At 61.9% G+C, this 1008-nt stretch carries 1 protein-coding gene; it reads right to left on the bottom strand.

Annotation, left to right across the window (positions count from 1 at the left end; all coding sequences use genetic code 11):
- Positions 1–1008 (bottom strand): D-mannonate dehydratase ManD (gene manD / locus RM50_RS20020; protein ID WP_043456327.1); only part of this gene is annotated, 1008 nt, incomplete at both ends.

Genomic DNA, 1008 nt, shown 5'->3' with positions numbered 1-1008 from the left:
ACGAACGTCATGGACTGCTCGAAGACCTCGTTGGTCCTGGCCGAGTGCTGCATGTACTCCTGGATCCCGTAGTTATGGATCGCCAACCCCACATGCAGCTGCGCCGCGAACCCCACCGGCGAAATATCCGTCGGACCATGGAACCCCGACTTGATCTGGTACTGCGCGGCGAAATCCATCACCTTCTTCAACGGCGAAATCCCGCCAAAATGCGTGGACGCCGCCCGGACATAATCAATCAGCTGCTCCTTGATCAGCGTCTGGAAGTCGAACACTGTATTGAAGATTTCACCGATCGCCAGCGGCGTGGTGGTGTGCTGCCGGACCAGCCGCAAACCCTCCTGGTTCTCCGCCGGCGTGCAGTCCTCCAACCAGAACAAGTCATACGGCTCCAACGCCTTGCCCAGCTTCGCCGCCTGAATCGGCGTCATCCGGTGATGCCCGTCATGCAGCAACGGGAGCTCCGGACCAAACTCATTCCGCACCGCCTCAAACACCGTCGGCAAGTGCCGCAAATACGCCCGGGTGTCCCAGTCCTCCTCCTGCGGAAACGCACCCCGCCCGGCCGGCTCATAGTCATACCGCTCCCCCGACGCCTGCGCCTGCGCAGCCACCCCATAAACAGCCTTGATCCCCGGGATCGCGGTCTGGATCCGGATCGACTTATACCCCAGCTCCAGATGCTCCCGCACCGAATCGAACAACGACTCAATATCCGACCCGGACGCATGCCCATACGCCCGCAACCCGTTCCGCGACGCACCGCCCAGCAACTGGTACACCGGCAACCCGGCCACCTTGCCCTTGATATCCCACAACGCCATATCCACCGCAGCGATCGCCGCCATCGTCACCGGCCCCCGCCGCCAATACGCACTCCGGTACAGGAACTGCCACGTGTCCTCGATCCGGTGCGCATCCTTGCCGACCAGCAACTGCGCCACATGCTCCTTCAAATACGCCGCAACAGCCAACTCACGACCGTTCAACGTCGCATCACCAATCCCG

Source organism: Pseudarthrobacter phenanthrenivorans, assembly GCF_000813845.1.
Lineage (GTDB): Bacteria > Actinomycetota > Actinomycetes > Actinomycetales > Micrococcaceae > Arthrobacter > Arthrobacter phenanthrenivorans_B.
The sequence above is the reverse complement of the archived record's forward strand: the minus strand, read 5'-3'. Positions and strand labels throughout refer to the sequence as shown.